The sequence below is a fragment of the Alishewanella tabrizica genome (assembly GCF_014652375.1).
Lineage (GTDB): Bacteria > Pseudomonadota > Gammaproteobacteria > Enterobacterales > Alteromonadaceae > Alishewanella > Alishewanella tabrizica.
The window spans coordinates 23,621-44,146 of sequence record NZ_BMYR01000003.1; the positions used below are offsets into that span (position 1 = coordinate 23,621).

The 20,526-nt window shown below is 46.6% G+C and carries 16 protein-coding genes; 7 read left to right on the top strand and 9 right to left on the bottom strand.

All coding sequences use genetic code 11. The features are described from left to right. Position 1 precedes the first annotated feature (1 nt). From IE070_RS04205 to IE070_RS04225, 5 genes are all read right to left on the bottom strand, one after another. A complete protein-coding gene (locus tag IE070_RS04205) occupies positions 2-2,218 on the bottom strand; it encodes a hypothetical protein (RefSeq protein WP_189480806.1) in 2,217 nt (738 codons plus the stop codon). A gap of 405 nt (positions 2,219-2,623) precedes the next feature. Further along, positions 2,624-3,424, bottom strand: a complete 801-nt coding sequence (locus IE070_RS04210) for a hypothetical protein (RefSeq protein ID WP_189480808.1) — start codon at positions 3,422-3,424, stop codon at positions 2,624-2,626. A 377-nt stretch (positions 3,425-3,801) separates the two neighbouring features. Next, entirely contained in the window at positions 3,802-4,263 is a 462-nt protein-coding gene (locus IE070_RS04215; RefSeq protein WP_189480810.1) for a methyltransferase family protein, read from the bottom strand. Between the two features lie 276 nt (positions 4,264-4,539). Next, positions 4,540-5,325 (bottom strand): alpha/beta fold hydrolase, encoded by a 786-nt coding sequence (locus IE070_RS04220; RefSeq protein WP_189480812.1) that lies wholly within the window; start codon positions 5,323-5,325, stop codon positions 4,540-4,542. Continuing rightward, positions 5,316-6,323, bottom strand: a complete 1,008-nt coding sequence (locus IE070_RS04225; RefSeq protein WP_229796921.1) for a M14 family zinc carboxypeptidase — start codon at positions 6,321-6,323, stop codon at positions 5,316-5,318. Before IE070_RS04225 ends, IE070_RS04220 begins: the two co-directional genes overlap by 10 nt. Positions 6,324-6,539: 216 nt before the next feature. Here IE070_RS04225 and IE070_RS04230 point away from each other — a divergent pair, with 216 nt between their 5' ends. After that, positions 6,540-7,799: an Nramp family divalent metal transporter gene (locus IE070_RS04230; RefSeq protein WP_189480814.1), complete on the top strand. Its 1,260-nt coding sequence runs from the start codon at positions 6,540-6,542 to the stop codon at positions 7,797-7,799. A 151-nt stretch (positions 7,800-7,950) separates the two neighbouring features. On the opposite strand, the gene IE070_RS04235 is transcribed toward IE070_RS04230, so the two are convergent. The 3 genes from IE070_RS04235 to IE070_RS04245 all read right to left on the bottom strand — a co-directional run bounded on the left by IE070_RS04235 (position 7,951) and on the right by IE070_RS04245 (position 9,673). Continuing rightward, a complete protein-coding gene (locus tag IE070_RS04235) occupies positions 7,951-8,142 on the bottom strand; it encodes a hypothetical protein (protein WP_189480816.1) in 192 nt (63 codons plus the stop codon). Between the two features lie 16 nt (positions 8,143-8,158). Next, the gene (locus IE070_RS04240) at positions 8,159-8,497 is read right to left on the bottom strand and encodes a hypothetical protein (RefSeq protein ID WP_189480818.1); all 339 of its coding nucleotides are present in this window, start codon (positions 8,495-8,497) and stop codon (positions 8,159-8,161) included. Between the two features lie 252 nt (positions 8,498-8,749). Further along, on the bottom strand, positions 8,750-9,673 hold the full coding sequence (locus IE070_RS04245; RefSeq protein WP_189480820.1) for a glutaminase: 924 nt from the start codon (positions 9,671-9,673) through the stop codon (positions 8,750-8,752). A gap of 271 nt (positions 9,674-9,944) precedes the next feature. Here IE070_RS04245 and IE070_RS04250 point away from each other — a divergent pair, with 271 nt between their 5' ends. Together IE070_RS04250 and ovoA are read left to right on the top strand one after the other, a co-directional pair. Then, entirely contained in the window at positions 9,945-11,126 is a 1,182-nt protein-coding gene (locus tag IE070_RS04250) for a MalY/PatB family protein (RefSeq protein WP_189480822.1), read from the top strand. Between the two features lie 143 nt (positions 11,127-11,269). Further along, the gene (ovoA, locus tag IE070_RS04255) at positions 11,270-13,369 is read left to right on the top strand and encodes a 5-histidylcysteine sulfoxide synthase (protein WP_373296919.1); all 2,100 of its coding nucleotides are present in this window, start codon (positions 11,270-11,272) and stop codon (positions 13,367-13,369) included. On the opposite strand, the gene IE070_RS04260 is transcribed toward ovoA, so the two are convergent. Then, a complete protein-coding gene (locus IE070_RS04260) occupies positions 13,344-14,477 on the bottom strand; it encodes an ADP-ribosylglycohydrolase family protein (RefSeq protein ID WP_229796922.1) in 1,134 nt (377 codons plus the stop codon). The two genes, ovoA and IE070_RS04260, sit on opposite strands and share 26 nt — an antisense overlap. 329 nt (positions 14,478-14,806) lie before the next feature. Between IE070_RS04260 and nhaC the strand changes: the two genes are divergently transcribed. The 4 genes from nhaC to IE070_RS04280 are packed head-to-tail and all read left to right on the top strand — an operon-like array spanning position 14,807 to position 20,453. Further along, positions 14,807-16,216: a Na+/H+ antiporter NhaC gene (gene nhaC / locus IE070_RS04265; RefSeq protein WP_189480828.1), complete on the top strand. Its 1,410-nt coding sequence runs from the start codon at positions 14,807-14,809 to the stop codon at positions 16,214-16,216. A 34-nt stretch (positions 16,217-16,250) separates the two neighbouring features. Continuing rightward, the gene (locus IE070_RS04270; RefSeq protein WP_189480830.1) at positions 16,251-16,904 is read left to right on the top strand and encodes an ABC transporter ATP-binding protein; all 654 of its coding nucleotides are present in this window, start codon (positions 16,251-16,253) and stop codon (positions 16,902-16,904) included. Between the two features lie 20 nt (positions 16,905-16,924). Next, on the top strand, positions 16,925-19,393 hold the full coding sequence (locus tag IE070_RS04275; RefSeq protein ID WP_189480832.1) for an ABC transporter permease: 2,469 nt from the start codon (positions 16,925-16,927) through the stop codon (positions 19,391-19,393). Further along, a complete protein-coding gene (locus IE070_RS04280) occupies positions 19,383-20,453 on the top strand; it encodes a lipocalin-like domain-containing protein (protein WP_189480834.1) in 1,071 nt (356 codons plus the stop codon). Before IE070_RS04275 ends, IE070_RS04280 begins: the two co-directional genes overlap by 11 nt. Positions 20,454-20,526 lie beyond the last annotated feature (73 nt).

Genomic DNA, 20,526 nt, shown 5'->3' on the forward strand with positions numbered 1-20,526 from the left:
TTTATAATTCTTTCAATTCCTTTAAGCGACCGCGGACATGCTGAATAATTTGATTACTAGTTTTTGTGTGAGTGCTCACAGTTTCTGAGATCCTTCGACTAAAATCTATATCTATTTTCTCAAGAGCTTCTCGTAAATCATTTAGCTCTTCTTCTTTTTCTTCTATACTTAAATTTGAATTTTGCTCAATCTGGCGGATTTCATCTTTAATATTATTTTTGCTAGTATTTAATTGGTGAATGTTAGCATCAACTTCTTTATTCATTTCTCGATAAGTTTCATCGGTGGCAATGTTGATTCTGATCATATCTCCGCTAGCTACAACAAGTTTCATTTCAATACCTAGCTTCGCATTGTTAAGATTAGAGGGACCATTCTCCTGAGATAAATCAATCTCCCGCTTGCTAATATTTGTTACATCCCGGTAGTAAAATGTGTGTGACTGATTTGAAAATATTTCATCGTTAATAAAGTCATAGAAGCAAGTAAAAGCATCTATTTTATTCTTACCGAGGAAAAAGTATTGAATGTACTGTACCGCAAAAATTGGCTTGTTATCTGAATCAAGATAAAAAGAATATAAATTTGTTTTATTAATTGAGGGTGGTATATCTTCAACATCACTAAACTGAAGATAGCCTGGTTCGTTTATGTAAGTGCGAATTTCGTTACCATCAGCATCTAATGAGTTTATTTCACTTTCATCTAGACCACATTCATCTAAAGCTTTTTGACGAATTTGTTTTGATAGTATTTCCTCAACATGTTTGCCCATATCAAAATCACTAATACGATTTTCTTTGACAAGCATAAGTTGTTTGAGCAGTGTTCTTCTGTAATTTTTTACTTTGCTCTTGAATTCAATCGTTTGGTTTTTTACTGTATCTAGTAATTTAAGCGCACTGGCTATTTCTTTCGCATGTCTATATGACTTGCGAGCGGCTGTTAAGGACGTGATTAGTAGAATCGCAAATAAGCCAATACCTATTACAGGAGCAAATTCAGGTATATCCGACATACTTGTAATCCAGTCGCTCCATACTGCGCTCACTACGCTTGCTATCAACAGTAATAACCAAAATACGCCAATAGTATTCCTCGAAGCTCCATATGCAATTTTTTCAGACTCAAGCTTTCTAAGAGATTTATCTTCATTTGCTATCTGATCATCTACGATAGAAATTGCGCGCATTTCATCAGCTAGCTGATTTCGCAGAGTTCGTTCAATTGGTCGATAAAAAAAGCTCCAAATTCTAGGGTTTCTAATAGCCTTTCGTTTAATTGATGCCCCAGCAATAATTTGGCCCTCTGAATCCTCAATATTGGGAGTATTGTGGCCAATAAGATTGTAAGCATGTGGAAACCGAGTGAGTTTTTGATTTGTATTGGATTTAGTATCAATCAAATTAAGTGCTTTAATTGTCTCATGGAGTCCCTTAGCAACTGGAGCGATATTATTAATTTGAGACCACTCACAACCATACTGTACGTATTCGGCAGCCAAATTACCGCTCTTGGTAATTTCATATATAACTGAATTGCCATCAGTACATAGCAAGTTACCATTGTCGAGTAAACGTATACCATTATGAATATCAACTGACCATGGTAATTTGGAGGCCTCGGTCCCGTCATGCAACCACCAGAAAATATCATTATTTTGTTCTAGTGTGAGCCAACTATTATCAGAAAGGCGGTGAGCTGCAGTGGGTATGAAATTATCTCTATTAAAAGTAACTGCTTTACTTCCATCTAGATTATAAAGAGAAAACTCCTGCTTTGATACTATTCCAATGTATCTATTGTCATTTGTGATTATAATATCTTTAAGGCTTCGAACTGCAGCTTGAGTTAAAAAGAGTTGAGAGGCTTTTGATAAAGAGATCACCATTAATTTTTCGAATGTGCATGCAAACAATAAATTATCTGAAATGCCAATCTCTTTGATAGAGTCAGATACTGTTTCGGTTTTTAAAATGCTGTGTGCATTGGTATCAAGAAAATGTAATTCGTGATTATCACTTTGGACTAGTAGTCTTTGATGCTCACCAAGCCAAAATGCATTGGCTATCTTAGGCACGTTAGAGTTTACATAATTAGTGAAATCGTGTTCACGATTATAAAAAGAAATCCCATTTGGACCATAGCGAAGAACGAGGGATTTGTCTAAATCTAGGGAATTTGGTTCAGATAAATCAAGGGCGGTGTAAAACTGCATTTTCAATTCCTTTGAAGTTAAAAAATTTTTTTATATTTATATCATGAATTTCTTAACGGTGATAGGCAATTACATAGACTGATTTTAATTTTATGATGCATTGAATCAGCAGATTTTGTAATAGTATTATTGGCTGGACGTTGTGCAGAGATTCAAAAATTCGGTAAAGACAGTATTTGTGCCGGAGCCAGCAGAGATCTTACCTTCTCCCGCGTGCAGAAAGGTAAATAAGTAACTATGAGACGGTCAAATAAACAAGTGTGCAATTGTATCTGTGATATTGCGTGTATAAGATGCAATGGTGATCTAGTGATTGGAGCAAGGATATGAAGAGTTAACGTTTAGGTATGGTAACTGAGGTTCATTTCGAGTAATCAGTGCGTTCAATCTAAAATTTAGAGAAATTTAGCCTTTTATAATCTTTTGTTGTGGCATCACGCGAGTTAAAAACAAATGTTCTAGTGCTTCAGGTATTGTCATTTCTTCGTTTTCGCTTAAGTAACGTTCAACTTGCTTGTGCACAAATATGATAGGTTGTTTGTGTTTTTTGGCAAAAGCGTTACATAAGGTTTTAAGCTGTTTAGTAAATTCCTTTTCAGCAACCTCCTTGTGAATAGCATGTATGGCTTCTTCAAAGCTATTGTTATTATCAGCAAAATACTCTTTTAAGGTGTTTTTGGGAATACGATACGCTTTACTAGCAAAATCTAATGCCTCTCTGAATGTAGTAAACTGATCGCCAAACACTTCAAAATATTTTGGAGTATTGTAGGGGACACTTTGCTGGTGCTCAGCAGCTTCATAATCAAAACCGGGATAGCGCAGCCTTTCAGTTGTCTCTTCACCTAAGGTCAAACCTGCTTCAATGCTGTGGCGTAGACTAAAATCGAGATCGTTTAATTCATTTTCAGACCACATTTCATATATGGTTAAAGCTTTTGCGTACTTTTTAGCTAATTTATCTTTAGCAAACGTTCTTCGTTCTTCAAGCGTACCAGCTTTGCATGCTTTTAAATGCTCATGACATTCGCCGCATGTTGGTATTTTCAGGAACTCCGAGGCTTCTTTCGTCGCAAGATAAAAATCACGATATTGTACTGGAGGGGCATAATCAAATTCAGCAGCAATACAACCACAGTAAAAACAGGTATTAAAGCTACTGCTATAGGTTGGTACGAGTAGGTGATATCCGCTCTCAGCAGCCATTATTGCCTCTAAGTGTATTAAGGGTTTAACCCTTGCGCTAAGTTTCTATTATGGTAGGTTGTTTCTATTCATTTACCAAGGAGTGGTTGCTATGAAACTGCTTCGTTTACAGGATGTGTGTGATGCGGCTGCTTGACGTATTAAGTGACTGCCATGAAGATGAATTCTAAGATTCAGGTTCGGATAAATTAAAAACGGTTATAAGCGATTTTGATGCCTAAAAGTACGCATAAAGTCGTGTTTAGGCTATTTTGTGAAGTGTTTGTCATACAAAGGTAAATCCTTTTCTCTGCAAACAGCCTTTATGCGTGCGTTGAAACTCTAGGGGTATCAGTATTGCTATTCAATAACTGATTTAGCATGTTGTTAGTAAATCATCAAACCCAACGGCGTACCGCTGCTGCGTATTGACTGTACTCCTGTCCGAATTTTTTACGCATGTATCGCTCCTCTGGAGTGATTTGAAACCTGTTCATATACATCACGAAAAGCGGCAGTAGCAAAAAACTCACGATATTAAAAAGAAAAACACCCCAACCAACCAGCATGAGCAAGAAGCCAACGTACATTGGGTTTCGGCTTATACTATACACGCCTTTAGTAACGAGGCTAGATGATTGATTCGGTATTCTCGGATCGATGGTGGTGTCAGCAGCAAGAAACGCCTGAACACCAAGTATCGCGACAGCTACACCAATTGATGCCAAAACAAGTGCAACGAGCGCCGATGCGAAAAACGCGATACTCATAGTGGGTAATAGAACTGCCAATATCCACATGAGGCTTGCGGTTATAACCATTTGAATAATAGGTGGGACTTTTAGTTCTAATCTATCCATGATGATTCCTTTGGTATCTAACGCCAAAATTAAGCGTGGAAAGCTGCGCAGCGTGTTACCAGCGTTTATACATTTTTACTATGTCCATTTGCTACTTTTAATAACTGCTAGCAAAAAGCATAAATTACAACTGGTTAAACAATTAAAAAAGCTGTTTGAAAAGGGTTTGCTCGTTTTGGAGCAATGATAGACATATCAATAGCATATGCCGAGATACTTGCTTCCTTGGATTAGCGTAAGTCTAGTATACTTTTAATGCCAGTAAACCAGCGGTATTTAAGCAGACTGAGAAACAAAAGCCGCGATATGTGCCGCCAGCCAATTAGGATCGTCTAGTGCGATATCATGACCAGCCCAAGGATGTTGCTGATGTGGCGCCTGTAAAAAATTCGCTAAGGCAACGGAACACTGTGGATTAACCAATTTGTCAGCCTGACTGCTGAGCACCAACGTCGGGCATAGTAGCGGCTGCAGTAACGTAAAACGGCTGGCTGCGAATAATTGACGTAGCGCATTTGCCATGGATACCGGCTTTTGCTGTTGCCAGCGCTGCCAGTTGGCCACAATAGCTGGGTTTTGGTAAGCGCGGGCACTGGTCAGTTGCAAAATACGTTGCTCTCGACTGGCAGCCGATAACCAGAACACGCTGGCGATTGCCGGATAATTTTGCCAACGCAGCCGTTGATAAAAGGGTGCTAATGGGCGGGCGCTTGAGTTAATTAAGGTAACTGAGGCGACTTCGTCAGGATAAGCTAAGGCCCAGTCAATCGCCAGCATCCCGCCTAATGACAGCGCCACGAGGTGCACCCGTGCGGTCTTCTGTGCAGATTTATGCTGTTGCCATTGGTTGCGCACAGATTGGCGCAGGCCGCTGATCGTGGTAGGTGAGCGTTCTTGATAGAGCTCACCAGCGCCCGCAAAGTCAAAGCATAACACCGGATTAGGCAGTTTCTCCGCGAGTATTGGGACAAATTCCCCCCAATGCCGCTGCTCACGGGTTAAACCACGTAGCAGAAGCAGCGGCGTGTGATCTGGCAAAGATTGCTCGTTAGTTAATACCATAACGAGATGGCCTCAGCCTTAAGTTGCTCGCGTTGAGGGACTGGTAACCACTGCTGATAAGACAACGTAGCATTAATTAAAAAATTAATCAGGATCAGATGGCTACGTAAAACCCGTTTTACCCTGTGCGGCTTAATCGGATGAAACATGCCTAAGCTCGATAATAACTGAAAGGGGTTTTTGCGGACCCAGTTCCACGAGCCCATTTCCAACGTTAAGGGTAATAGCAGGCTGTTTTGGCGTAATGCCATATCGTACAAATAATCCCATAAATCGCCATGGCATAAATAATGCTGCGATTGGGGTTCAAAGATGTAATTCTGATGCGGATAAGTATCCAACAGCAGCTGGCGCAAGCGGTACATTTCTGCCAGATGTGCCATCGGCTGACGGCGGCTTTTCGCATAAGGAAACCATAAGCGATCGGTGCGGCCAAAACCGGAATGGCAATCCAGTACTAGCGAACAGGGCCGGGCCAACAACTCACGGCGGACAAAACTCACCAAGGCTTGGCTTTCTGCCTCCATTACACCAGGTTTACCTCGATACCAAGGCAAAACTGTACCCAGTCGATGACCACCGACCAGCCAGGCAGCACCTTCAGTGCAATCTTGTGGGGCGTTTCGCATCAAATCAACATGGTTACCATTAGAACGCCAGCCATTGGCCATACCTGCAGGGTTTAACAGGGGGACAACATAAATACAGCAATGTTCAAGCGTATGCTGTAAACACTGATCCCATGGCAGCCGCTGTAACAAGGTTTGTAGGTAAGCCAAAATCACCTGAGTACCGATGCGTTCCAACCCATGCACGCCGCCGATAAGCGCTATAGCCGGTAAAGTAGGTTGCGGATTGCCAAAACGCAGCGCATAAACCGGCAAGGGGCCGCAAGCATGTGGCACCGTACAGAGCACTTCAGTATGCAGCTCGGGTGGTGCCGTGGCTAGTAATTGCTGCAGTTGCGCCAACTCTGGCAAGATATCCTGCTGAGACAATACGACCTCAAATCGCAATACTCGAATAATCACAGCATAGCGTAATCAACAGCAGCAATAATGGCAGTTTTATGAAGATTGCTCGCCACGCTTTGCCATATTTCCGGTTTTCGTCATGATCTTCTTTTAAAGCGCTAGGCTTATTGATGGTTTACTGCCATATCCGAAATCAACTATAGTCTGAGTTGTTAATTTCGCCATCTTCACGGAGTACTTATGGCTGTAACCTTGCCCTTGCCGGCTAAGCGTCCGCTGTTCCGGTTAGGCCCAGCCACGTTGGTTACTGCGGCATTTATTGGCCCAGGCACGGTGGTAACCGCGTCTCTAGCTGGCGCGAATTATGGCTATGCTTTGCTTTGGGCGTTATTGTTTTCGGTTGTTGCGACAATGATTTTGCAGGAGATGGCGGCGCGGCTTGGTATTTTTACCGGTGAAGGGCTGGGCGAAAATTTACGTAAGATGGTGCGCCAGCCCATACTTAAAGCATTGTTGTATGCGTTGGTGGTGGCCGCGGTGATCATTGGCAACAGCGCTTATCAGGGCGGCAATTTAACCGGTGCCAGTCTGGGGGCTGATGCCATTTGGGGCCAGCACAGCGTTGTCGTTGGTTTAAAACAATTGATTGGGCTGAACCCTTGGGCGCTATTGTTGGGGGCAGTGGCTGTAGCGGTGTTATGGCATGGCCGCTATCGGCTAATTGAACGTTGTCTGATTGGCTTGGTGTTACTGATGAGCCTAGCGTTTATCAGCACCATGTTATTAACCAAGCCGGCGTTTGGCGCCATGCTCGGCGGCTTGTTGTTACCGGTAATTCCTACGGGAGCCACGCTTACGGTGATTGCGCTAATTGGTACAACGGTGGTGCCTTACTCACTGTTCTTGCACGCAGCTAGCTCGGCTACCAAATGGCAGCAACAGCCAGATAAAATTAATGCACTTGCCGAGTCAGCGGCCGATTTACGCACCGCGATTCCGTTGGGTGGTTTGATCACTCTGGCGGTGCTGTCTACTGCGGCTACCGCATATTTTGGCAAAGGGTTAGTGTTGAATAACGCTGGCGATCTGGCCTTGTCGTTGCAGCCGCTGTTTGGCGCAGCGGCTACCTATTTAATGGCGCTGGGTTTGTTGGCGGCTGGGCTGTCGTCGGCGATTACCGCACCGTTAGCTGCCGCCTATGCACTACGTGGTTTACTTCAGTTAAGCCCATTGCAGTTCCGGTTAACGTGGTTACTGATTATGCTGATTGGTATCGTGGTGTCGAGTCTTGGGCTGCGGCCGCTGAGTATTATTTGGTTTGCTCAGGTAGCAAACGGTATTTTGTTGCCCATTATTACTTTGTGTTTGCTCGCCGCGGTCAATTCACCGCTAATGGGCGCCTATCACAACAGCAGGCGCCAAAACCTGCTAGGATTTGCTGTGTTTTCCGCCACCTTACTGCTCAGTGGCCGCACTTTGTATTTAGCGTTTTTCAGCTAGAAGTGGATTGCTGAGGATATTGGGAGTTGATCCTAAAGACAGAAAGTCATAATGCCTTTACAGATGAAAATCTGTGTTTGACACCATTTTGCTTAGAGCAACTTGGCACAGCGCAAGCAACGTCGTTACTGCCGCTTTAACTGTTCTGAAATTATTCATTTTCGATCTGTTGCTGAGCGTCTTGAAAAATTTCTTTTGTGATTAGACGTTTATAACGACGCTGTCTGCGCCTAGCTTTTGCTGCGTTTGCTCGCCATTGGTTACGCTTGTCCACCACAATATCATCAATGTCGTCAGCAAAAATAACGTTTACGGCATCTTTGGGAGAGGTTCGTTTACTCATTGTTTATTCTTCGTATTTAGAATGAAAAAGTGTGTTGTTTTTGCCGCCATTTAAGCGAATTTTCGTTTAATTGCTTTAAGTCTTCCTGACCACTAATAATGCGCCTGCATAACTGAACCGCTGCTGTTGCTTGCGTCGCGTTTAAATGTTTGTAGGCAGGTGACTTGATATAGTCGTACCATACCCCTTCACAAATAGTATCTAGCACGATCCGTTGAAAGCAATGATCGTGCTCAACCGGCCATTTTCTAACACTTTTTTGGCCCTGTGCTCTATTTAGCTGTTGCGCTAATTGGGGCATAACCTCGCGTGTAAGTGTCAAATACTCTTGTATTAATGCTGCTGTGTTGTCCATATTGGTGGTATCACTTGATTTTGTGGCACGGTGTGTTTATGGCACAACGTAACAACCCAAGATGCGGCGGATTTAGCCATGCTAAAGCATGGCAATTCCCTATAAACACGTAATCAATTACGTAAAATAAAGTTAAAAGGTTCAAGCCAAGCACCTTTATCTAAGATGATTACTAGTGATGTTATTGGCGATGGTATGTGTGCTTTAAGATAGCGGGTGATCTGACTTACGCTGGCTGAGAGAAACGTCTCGCTACTTTTGTCCAAACACTGACCAGCCGGTAAATTGTGCCAAGCGCTCCAGCGCGAGTGTCCCGATAAGACTGTTCCCCTGTTGATCTAAACCAGGCGACCAGACGGCAATAGACGCTTTACCTGGCGCGATAGCAAGAATACCACCCCCCACGCCACTTTTACCGGGTAAACCTACTCTGAAAGCAAACTCCCCTGAGCCATCATAGTGCCCACACATCATCATTAATGAATTAATGCGGCGGGCGCGTTGTGCAGAGACAATGCGCTGTCCCATGGTTTTATCAATACCGTCAGAGGCTAAAAATAATCCAGATTGTGCCAGTTGTAAGCAATTCATGGCGATAGCACATTGATGAAAATACGTGCCTAATACTTTATCAACATCATGTCGTAAGCGGCCAAACGCTTTCATAAAATGTGCCAGAGAGGCGTTGCGATCCCGATGCTGCATTTCAGACGCAGCAACGACGCGGTCAAAACAAATACTGTCATCTTTAGCCAGATAGCGGACAAAACTGAGGATCTCGCCTAGGCATTCTTTGGGTTCATGCCCCATCATGATGGCATCGACAACGGCGATTGCGCCGGCATTAATAAAGGGATTGCGAGGTTTTCCCATTTCATGTTCAAGTTGCACAATCGAATTAAAAGGATTACCCGAGGGTTCTCTGCCTACATGTTGCCAAAGGCCATCACCGATCTTACCCAGTGCCATGGTCAGGGTAAAAACCTTAGAGATACTTTGAATAGAAAAAAGCGTAGTAGCGTCTCCTGCGGTAAAGCTGTCGCCCGATGGTGTGCAAACAGCAATACCAAATTGAGCGGGATCAACACTGGCAAGTTGAGGAATATAATCGGCAACCTTACCTCGTTGTGTTATCAACTTAAGTTCGGCAACTAGTGCATTTAAAAAATCTTGCATGGGTAAATTCCAATGTTTGTGCACTTGAGCCACTTGCCACTAACAAGACAGCCATTTCCCGTTATTGCTCGAAGCAAAACGTAGAAACGCTGTTTAAATAAGATGAATCTGATAATGTGATTAGCAGAAACATTTTTATAAGCCATTTTTTGCTTTCGTTCGGAATACTGTAAAGAAAGTATATAACTATAAGCGTGTCCAATGAATCGTATATACCTTACTATTAATCATACCATCGTCAATTACGCGATAAGGACGATTAAGGCAAACAATGGATTTTAATGAAAAACCCGATCGTTCTCGCTCAAAAGCCTATAAATGGGAGCGCTACAAGGGAACCGACATCTTACCCATGTGGATTGCCGATACCGAGTTCCGCTGTGCTGAACCGATCTTAACGGCGCTACATCAGCGAATTGACGAGGGTATCTTTGGTTACACCCTGCCAGAGCATGATATTGAGGCGATTGCCGCCGTAGTTGCGTGGTGTCAACGCCAGTATAACTGGCAAATTGATCCCAGTTGGCTGGTGTGGACGCCTGGCATTGTGCCGGCATTTAACCTCTTTATTAAAGCAGTATGCCAAACAGGCGATAAAATTATAGTACCCACGCCCAATTACCCGCCGATGCTAGCCGCACCTGCGCTCAATAATATGGAGCGCATTTGCATCGACACTGTGTTAGTTGACGGGCGATGGACTTTGGATTTTGCTGCGTTAGAACAGGCGGCCGCAGATCCCAAAGCGCGTGTATTTATGCTATGTAATCCCATGAATCCGCAAGGTTCAGTGTTACGGCAAGAGGAGCTCGACAGCATTGCGCAAATTTGCAATAAGCATGGCGTCTTAGTGTGTTCTGATGAAATACACTGCGATTTAATTTTAGATGCTGTGCCACATTTTCCTGCCAGTGCACATCCATTATTGGCCGATACCTCTGTGACATTAATGGCCCCCAGTAAAACCTTTAATGTTGCGGGTTTGGGTACGGCCTTTGCCATTATTCCCAATCCAATATTACGCGCGGCCTTTAATCAGGCGGCGCAAGGGGTGTTACCTTGGGTTACGATAACAGGGTTAACGGCAACGCAGGCAGCGTTTAGCCATTGCGATCTCTGGCATCAACAGCAATTAGCCTATTTAAAACAGAATCGTGATTTTTTAGTCGATGAGATTAACCAGATAGCGGGATTACAGGTAATTTCACCTGCCGCCACCTTTTTATTGTGGGTCGATGCCAGCCAATTAGGTGTTGCTGATACCCAAGCCTGGTGCGAAGCCCGAGGCGTTGGCCCTTCGGCTGGAAGCGCTTTTGGTAATAAAGATTTTTTTCGTCTGAACTATGGCTGCGCACGGGCGTACTTAGAAGAGGCCGTAAACCGGCTGCGGGGCAATCCCCGCGATAACAAGCAATTGATAACAAGCAAAAGTGCCGACATTGATAAATGCTGAGTTCACGCTAAACGTTGGTCATTTATTGGGGATTTATCCTATTTCTGCGCCACAAACTATTAAAAGGATTGTGTTTGACAATGACATTACCTATACATCACCTTGAAGCGATGGCAAATACCGCTATCAGCTCTAGCAACGTTATGCCATTACGCAGAACGCCACAACTTAATGACGGTAATATAGCTGAGAAGCGGGCAGAAATTGCCCGTTATTTTACCAATACCTTTGACACCTACACCCGACTGTTTGATTGCTTGCGCGACGATACTGGGTTTTACCAAAAGCCTATCGCCCTGCGCCATCCGCTGATTTTTTATTTTGGTCATACCGCCACGTTTTTTATCAACAAACTCATCTTAGCGAAGCTGATATCCGCGCGCATCAACCCGCACATGGAATCTATTTTTGCTGTTGGCGTGGATGAAATGAGCTGGGATGATTTATCTGAAGCGCATTTCGATTGGCCCAGTGTGGATGCTGTGCGTGAGTATCGTGCCAAGGTGCGTGCGACCGTATTGGATCTCATCAACACGCTCGAGCTGGTATTGCCGATTGATTGGGACAACAGCTGGTGGCCTATTGTAATGGGCATTGAGCATGAGCGTATTCATCTTGAAACCTCTACAGTGCTGATCCGACAGCAGGTGTTGGCGAAAGTGCAGTCATTACCTGAGTGGCCAATCTGTCAAGAAACCGGTCAGGCGCCTAAAAACAAGCTGATAACCGTGCCGGCGGGTGCGGTGAATATTGGCAAAGCTTTTGATAGCGCCTTTTATGGTTGGGATAACGAGTATGGCCAACATCAGGCCGAGGTGGCAGAGTTTAAAGCCAGTCAATACCTGGTGAGTAACCAAGAATTTTTAGAATTTGTTGAAGACGGCGGCTATACCCAAGATCATGTTTGGACTGAGGAGGGGCTAGCTTGGCGTCAGTATACCGAGGCCAAACATCCGACGTTTTGGCGCTGGCACAATGGTTGGCGTTTGCGCTTAATGACCGAAGAAATTGCTATGCCATGGGATTGGCCTGTTGAAGTAAATTATCATGAGGCCAAAGCCTTTTGCGCATGGAAAACGGCCGAGAGTGGGCAAAAAATTCGTATGCCTACCGAAGATGAATGGTACCGATTATGTGCCGAAGCAGGGGTTAATGAAGTGGGCGAGGCACCTGCTGCCGCGAACCTGCATCTTGATCATTTTGCCTCATCTTGCCCTGTAACGCGCTTTCAGCATGGCCGTTGGTACGATGTGGTTGGCAATGTCTGGCAGTGGACTGAAACCGCGATCTATCCTTTTAACCATTTCAAAGTACATCCGCTTTATGATGATTTTACTACCCCTACCTTTGATGGTGAGCACAATCTGATCAAGGGTGGCTCGTGGATCTCTGCCGGTAATGAAGCCCGGCTCAGTGCGCGCTATGCGTTTCGTCGCCACTTTTTTCAGCATGCCGGTTTTCGTTATGTGGCTGCTAATACCGAGGCATCGTCGTCAACCGCATACTATGAAAGCGATAAGCTATTATCAGAATATGCCGAGTTTCATTTTGGCGATACCTGGTATGGCGTAGAGAGTTTTCCAAAAGCCTTGGCTGATATTGCGATTGAGGCAATGCAGGGTAAGGTAACAGGCAAAGCCCTGGATCTAGGCTGTGCTTGTGGTCGTGCCAGCTTTGAATTAGCCCGACAATTCGACACTGTAGAAGGTGTGGATTTTTCTGCGAACTTTATCGGGCTTGCCGCAAGAATGGCAGAGCAAGGCGAAGTGCATTATGCCCGTGTCGAGGAAGGGGATTTGGTCAGTTACCATACCCGCACCCTAAATGCCTTAGGGTTAGATGCCTATGCAGATCGTGTGGCCTTTTATCAAGGTGATGCCTGTAATTTAAAACCGCAATTTACTGGGTACGATCTTGTGCTGGCGGCGAATCTGATTGATCGTTTATACCAGCCGAGCCGCTTTTTGGCTGAGATGGCACCGCGCATTAATGCGGGCGGCTTGCTCATTATTGCGTCTCCCTATACTTGGCTGGAAGAGCATACGCCTAAGCATGAATGGCTTGGTGGCTTTAAAAAGGATGGCGAAAGTTACAGCACCTTGGATGGCCTAAAGGCGCATCTATCGCGCCACTTTAGGTTAGTCGGTGAGCCGCGCAAAGTGCCCTTTGTGATCCGCGAAACGCAGCACAAGTTTCAGCATACGCTCTCTGAGCTGACTATTTGGGAGCGTCTGCCAGAGTAAACAGCGCAGCAATTTCTTGTGCAATCGCCTTGTGGTCGACCAATTGTTCAAACCAATGGGTCGCCACAAGGTCACTTTGTAAGCCCAGCAGGGTGCCTAAGATAATACCGCGATGTACGTTATCGCCGCCTAAATTGGTATTTACCAGCAGCGCTTGCCAGGGATCATCTTGATATTTGCAGGCCAAATACAGCACGATAGGCCACGAGTCGCTGATATAACAGGCTCTGGAAAATACCTGACCAATCACCTGATTATCGGGCATGTTACGTTGCAGTACGGACGCTAAATCTACCCCCGGCACCGCTTTGCTGGCGCCAAGCAAGAGGGCTTTAACCTGCGTTTTGTCTGGCCCAGCTAAGAGTGCACATAACAGTTGTACATAGTGATCAGCCACTCGCATTAAGGCTTCATCCGGGTGTGTTAGGGCCAAATGCGCTCTACACGCGGCTTTTATCTCGGCTTCACTGGCGCCACTCAGGCGTTCTGCAAACACTAAGGGGGCTAGGGTCACCAGAGCGCCTACAGAAGCGGTATCATGGGTCAGCATGGCGCAGGCTTCAGGATCGCGTCCTTGCGCCCAATTGGCAAAAAAGCCCCGATGATAAGACTCCGCATAGGTATCAGGGTGTGCAGCTGGGCTCATCGTCATAAAGTCGATATAGGCGGTAATAAAGGCTTTTGCATTGTAGCGGCCATTTAAGCTAGCCAAGGTGCGGATCAGTACACGCGCACAATGGGCATTGAGGGTGTTTTCACCTGCTTGCATACCTTGATGATAATGCACATTCGGTTTGTCCCAAAACTGCGCCTTGCCTTTTAAAATAACGTCGCCAACAATTTGTGTCGTGGCAGCGTTCGCGTTTTGGCCTTTAGGGTTTTTTACCGCAGACTGCCTGCCGCCGGTCTGTTTCGAGTGTAAAGACATAATAGACGAGGGATGAAAAGCTGGTGCGGCTGCAAAGCCTTGGATACCTCCGGCGAAGGCGCGGGTTATTTCCATGGGCTGATAAAACCAATGCACCGGCATTGCTAAGGCATCCGCAATAAAGCTGGTTTTTAATGCGGTTGCCGCTCGGATCTGTTGCGCTGTGTTACTTTGCATCATTGTTCCTTAGCCATCGACATGACTACATAGGGGGAAAGGCGGCAGGGGTTGCTCAACATCGCAGCAACAAGCGGCGGCTAAATGCGTTTACTGCTTGGTATTGCATCGTATCGATGTGGCCCACTGTGGCTGTTAACTAATACAGTGTAAACGCAATATCAGACGTTTTATTTTAGTCAGTACCTTTACCTGTTTAGATAAGTTTCCTGTAATGTTGTCAGGCGTAATAGACGTTTTCTTCAGGCGCTGCCTTGTATAAATTATCTACGCGCCAGCATGTTCTGCTGATATACTCTTGATTACCTTCCCTTTTACCTAGTGGTGCAATCTTGTCTTTAACATCGCCTACCGCTGTGCGTAGTCCTGGTTTTTTGCAGTCTCTACTTTGTTTTAGCGTTGTTGTGGTTTTGATCGCCGGTGGTTTGTTTGGTTTGGGGATCAGTTTGCACACGCTGATGTTTTTATGCCTGCTCTGGGTCGCGCTAAATGCCTTTAGCCTGGGGTATGGGTATGCGCAGATCCGCGAACTGATGACTAGCGCTTTAACCCGCGCGATGCCTGCCATTTATATTTTTATTTTGATTGGGATGGTTATCGCCAGCTTTATGCACAGTGGCACTATTGCCACTTTAATTTATTACGGGCTGAGTTGGTTAAATCCTAGTATTTTCTTAGCTGTGGGACTATTGCTGTGTGCACTGATGTCGGTGGCAACAGGCACATCCTGGGGTACCGTGGGCACCTTGGGCGTGGTGCTGATGGGCGTTGGTGCAACGATGAATATTCCTTTACCCTTAATTGCGGGCATGGTGGTGTGTGGTGCCACCTTTGGGGATAAAATGTCGCCTATTTCTGATACCACCAACCTGGCCGCGATGAGCGCAGGCACCGATCTTTACCGGCATATTTATTCTATGCTATTTACCACGCTGCCAACCTTTATCCTGACCTTTTTGATCTTTCTTGGCATAGGTTTTAGTTATGGCGAACAGCATATTAATCTGGCCGACGTGAGTGCACTCCAAGCGGCATTGGCTGGTCATTTTAGTTTGGCGCCATTTATTACCTTACTGCCGCTAGTTGTATTGGCCGTAATGAGTATCAAAAAAGTCCCTGCTGAAGTCACTATGTCATGCAGCATTGTGTTGGCGGTGCTGATTGCCATTTTTTATCAAGATAGCAGCACCATCGGCGTGCTTAACGCGCTCTGGCAGAACAGCCCACAAAATACCGGTATTGCCAGCCTCGATGCACTCCTAGGGCGTGGCGGGATCAGTAGTATGAGCTGGACCTTGCTTTTAGCCTTAATGGCAATCGCACTGGGGGGCATTTTGCATGGCGCGGGATTTTTAACTGCTTTATTGGCGGGGATTATCAAACGGGTGCAACGTACGGCCTCACTGGTCGCCACCACCATCGTCTCAGGCTTTTTAGGCAATGTGGCGATGGGCGAGGCCTATATTTCGATTATTTTAAATTGCCAATTGTTTAAACCTAAGTACCAGCAACAACAGCTGGATCCTGCTGTGTTATCGCGTTCGGTTGAGGAAGGTTCAACCATGACCACTGGCCTGATCCCATGGACGACGGCTGGCGCTTTTTATACGGCAACCCTTGGCGTGGATGTGCTGGATTTTGCGCCTTATGCTTTTTTTAATTATTTAAATGCGGTTATTGCGGTGGCCATGGCGGCACTGGGCATCGGATTACTTAAACCCAAACGGCATACCGGCGCGTAGAATACAGACTGCTGTTAATGCTGTTAGGAAAGTTATGCTGCACGTTGTTGGTTTAGCGAAAACCTACCTTACCTCACAAGGCCCACTGCCGCTGTTTAGTGATGTCAGTTTTGACATCCAACCAGGCGAAAGTGTGGCCTTGATGGGCGAATCGGGCTGTGGAAAATCGACCTTACTGCATATTTTGGCCGGGCTTGAGCAAGCCGATCATGGCCAAGTCCTGATTAACCAGCAAGATCTGACGCAATTACCGGATCGGCAGCGCGCGCAGCTGCGGCGTCATTATATTGGTGTGATTTTTCAGCAATTAAATTTAATCCCCAGTTTAAGCATTCAGGATAACTTAGCCTTTCAAGCCCGTCTGGCTGGCAACCTAGACGCTGACTGGCTACAACACCTAGTATCAACCTTGGGGCTGGCGGCCTTGTTGCAGCGGTATCCTGCACAGCTGTCAGGCGGGCAGCAGCAACGTGTGGCCATTGGCCGCGCCTTACTGGCAAAAACACCATTGTTACTGGCGGATGAACCCACCGGCAGTCTGGACGAAGCCAATGCTGAGCAGGTGATGGCGCTGATGCTAACCTTGATTAAAGAAACCGGAAGCAGCTTGCTGATGGTCACGCACAGTGCCTTACTCTCGACCCAGCTGGATCGCACCATGATCTTAAAACAAGGGCGGTTAAGCTAGTGCCGAGGCGTTACTCCACGATGTGGGTATTGCATGCGTTACTCAGCCATTGGCTGCGGCATCCGGTGCAGCTTGGCACCTTTATGTTGGGATTGTTGGCCGCCACTGCGCTTTGGAGTGGTGTGCAAGCTTTAAATCAACACGCACGCGCCAGTTACGATCAAGCAGCTAGCCGCTTTAGCAGCATTAACCAAGCGCAAATTGTGCCGGTTAACCAACAGCCGCTTACCGAGTCAGACTATATTATGTTGCGGCGCTTAGGCTGGCAGCTAACCCCGGTGGTTGAGGGTGCGCTACCCAATATAAGCGCCGGCGACACGCTTAATATCATTGGTATTGAGCCGATGACACTGCAACATGGCGGGGTATCTTCTGCTGCAGACACTGGCTTGCCCAGTACCTTTTCGTTAACGCGCTTTTTAACGCCGCCTTGGGAGATCTGGGTATCGCCGGCCACGGCAGAGCAGATTAAACCCTGGTTTGATGCGGCAGTACAAACCGGTTTTCCGTATAATCCAGACGGCAACCTGGTTAACCTTAGGGTGAGTTCCAGCATTGCTGATAACGAGATCATCACGGATATTTATCTCGCGCAATATTGGCTAAAACAACCCGATCAGTTATCCCGGCTGTTGCTGCTTGATACCAACACGTCCAAAACACTACCGGCAGAGTTATCTGCACATCTGCGCGTCGTTATCCCGCAGAGTGATTATGACATTTCGCGGCTCACCGCCAGTTTTCATTTAAATCTTACCGCACTGAGTATGTTGGCGTTTTTAGTTGGGCTCTTGATGGTGTATTCCGCTATCCATTTGGCCATGGCACAACGTGCTGTGTTGCGGCGAATTTTATTCAGTTGTGGCGTAAGTCAACGCGCATTAACGTTTTGGCTGCTAATAGAATTATTATTGCTGAGCGGGCTAATCACCCTGCCAGGGTTAACGCTAGGCTATTGGATTGCCGTGCTGCTGTTACCGGATTTTTCAGCCAGTTTAACCGGCTTGTATGGGGCAAGTGCGCTGGGCGAGTTGACGCTATCTTGGCAGTGGTGGCTACAGGGTTTAGTGATTGCCTGGGGAGGCGTATTGCTGGCGGCCATAGTGCCAATGGTTAAGCTTATTAGTGGGAATACTAGCCTAAGTCAAACTCGTAGCAATGCACAGGGCTTAGATCATCCTGCGCTGTTGACGGGCGCGGGTAGCATCTGCGTTTTGCTGGCCCTGGGTATTGCCTGGTTTGGCGAATCCCTATTCAGTGGCTTCTTATTGCTGGCCTTGATGTTTATCAGTGCGGCCTTGTTAATGCCCGCCACGTTAAACGCCTGTTTGCGGCTAGGACAGCGTTGTTCACGTTCTGCGGTGGTGCAATGGCTATGGGCAGACGCACGTATGCAGGTGTCTCACCTCAGTGTGGCATTAGTGGCGTTGTTGCTGGCATTATCCACCAGCATTGGTGTTGGCGGTATGGTGGAAGGATTTCGTAACACCTTTACCGGCTGGCTTGATCAGCGCCTGGCGGCAGAGGTGTATTTGCGGATTGATGACGAAGCGCAAGCGCAGCAGGTGGACGCTTGGCTATTACAACACCCTGATGTTTCTGCTTTGCTGCCCTCTGCGGGTATCGACAGTCAGGTAGCGGGTATCCCAGTCGAATTACGTGGCATACAACTGCACAGTACTTATAGTGAGCATTGGCCGCTGCTTAGCAGCACCCCTGATGCGTGGCAAGCGATGGCCGACAATGCTGCGGTGATGATTAACGAACAATTGGCTCGGCAACTTAACCTGAAGTTAGGGGATACACTGCCGTTGTCGGGAATGCAGCAAACTGACTTTAAAATCAGTGCCATATTCAGTGATTATGGTAATCCGAAAGGACAGGTGTTGCTGTCGTTGGCGACGCTACAGCGTAATTGGGCAGACACCGAGCGTGGCAGCACGGCACTGCGGGTTGAACCCACGGCTGTGGCTGAGCTGATCTCGGCGTTAACAGCGCAATTTTCGCTAAACGAGACGCAAGTTATCGATCAACACGCGGTTAAACGTTACTCGCTACAATTATTTGAGCGCACCTTTGCTGCGACAAACGCTTTGAATGTGTTGGTGTTACTGATTGCCGCGATTGCGCTATTTAGCAGTTTACTCACATTATCGACCATGCGTTTACGACACCTCGCCCCTGTTTGGGCCTGTGGCCTGTCCAGACGCTATCTGGTGGGCACCGAGTTGCTTAAGTTACTGTCGTTAGCCTTGCTTACTGCACTATTAGCCATACCTCTGGGATTACTGATCAGTTACTGCTTAGTGGCGGTGATTAATGTGCGTTCTTTTGGTTGGGCGCTGCCTTGGCAGTTTTTTCCGTCGCAATGGTTGCTGTTAACCATGGCTGCGCTGGTAAGTGCTTTCTTAGCGGCCATTATTCCGGTGTTAACACTGCAGTTCACTTCGCCTAGCTCGCTGTTAAAAGGGTTTCGTGATGAGCAATAAAGTTGTCTTACTTCTGGTTTTGCTTGTGCAGCTTGCGCTGCTTGGTTGTAAGCCGGTGCCGCCCAGTGAAGGTTTCGCGGGGCTGGGCGCGACAGCCGATGAATTCGCTCAGGTTGTGCCAGGCAATGTCATCGAGTATCCCGCGGCGCTGGATCAGCACCCTGAGTATCGTATTGAATGGTGGTATGTGACGGCTAATCTGGAGACAGAGTTTGGCGAACAGCTGGGAATTCAGTGGACGCTGTTTCGGTATGCGGATGCGCCGGCACCGCAGCGCGAAGGGTGGGCAAGTCAACAGCGCTGGCTTGGGCATGTAGGGCTAACCCGTGCCAATCAACATTTTTTTGCGGATACCTATGCGCGCGGCGGCATTAACCAAGCGGGGGTCAGCCCAGAGCCATTTAAAGCTTGGATCGATAATTGGTCTTTTGTTGCTAGCGACACGGATGCAACCCATTTTACCTTGCATGCCGACACTGCCGACTTTAGCTATGCATTAACGTTAAAAAAGCAGGGACCCGCTATTTTGCATGGTGAGCAGGGTGTCAGCGTAAAATCGTCTGCAGGCCAAGCCTCTTATTACCTAAGTTTGCCTTTTCTAGCGGTGTCGGGAGAGATAAAAATAGGAGATGAGCAGTTAGCCGTTACAGGTGACGCCTGGCTGGATCGGGAATGGAGTAGCCAGCCGTTAGCGGCCAATCAGCTGGGATGGGATTGGTTTTCCCTGCATCTAGCGAATGGCGATAAATTGATGTTATTTCGGTTGCGCCACGCAGATGCTGAACACTATTTTTCAGGTACTTATATTGCGGCTGATGGCCGCACTCAGCCATTACAATCACAGCAAATTACTATGCAGCCAATACAACAGCATAGTGTCGCGGGGAAGCGCGTCCCCGTAGCATGGCAGTTAACGGTAGCGGATCTCGGTATTGCCATTCAAGCGCAGGCGCTTAATCCCAATGCCTGGATGGGGACGGGCATTGCTTACTGGGAAGGGCCTATTCGCTTTACAGGAAGTCACTCGGGCAAAGGGTATTTGGAAATGACCGGATATTAACGGCACTGCATATTGCGAAACCATCCTTTTCTAAGGTGCTAGCCGTTTTGCAAAGGGTGGCGCGCTTTATTAT